The sequence below is a fragment of the Kitasatospora sp. MBT63 genome (assembly GCF_000710465.2).
Classification (GTDB): domain Bacteria; phylum Actinomycetota; class Actinomycetes; order Streptomycetales; family Streptomycetaceae; genus Kitasatospora.
The window spans coordinates 1-302 of the sequence record NZ_JAIZ01000841.1 but is presented as its reverse complement, the minus strand read 5'-3'; the positions used below and the strand labels follow the sequence as shown (position 1 = coordinate 302).

General features: G+C 69.2%; 1 protein-coding gene. It reads left to right on the top strand.

Going from position 1 to position 302, the window contains the following annotated elements; genetic code table 11:
• The first annotated feature begins 122 nt into the window (after positions 1 to 122).
• Positions 123 to 296: a CsbD family protein gene (locus tag AA75_RS46865; protein ID WP_082527173.1), complete on the top strand. Its 174-nt coding sequence runs from the start codon at positions 123 to 125 to the stop codon at positions 294 to 296.
• Positions 297 to 302 lie beyond the last annotated feature (6 nt).

Here is a 302-nt window from a genome sequence, read left to right as displayed (position 1 = left end):
CGACGAGCCGGAAGCCGAGCCCGAGCGCGGGCACCGCAGGCCGCACCTGTTCGGGACCGGCTAGGCCCGCCACGGGCCACCCCTCACGACCACTCGCGATCACTCAGGAAAGGACATCAGCCATGACTATGGGCAAGAAGATCGCTCACAAGGCCGAAGAGGTCAAGGGCGGCGCGAAGAAGACCGTCGGCCGGGCGACCGGCAACCGCAGCCTCGAGGCGGAGGGCCGCAGCGAGCAGATGAAGGGCGACGCCAAGCAGGCCGGCGCGAAGGCCAAGGACGCCCTCAAACACTGACCACCC

Coding starts and splice junctions, on each gene's coding strand:
- AA75_RS46865 (WP_082527173.1), top strand. CDS start 123: ATGACTATGGGCAAGAAGATCGCTCACAAGGCCGAAGAGGTCAAGGGC.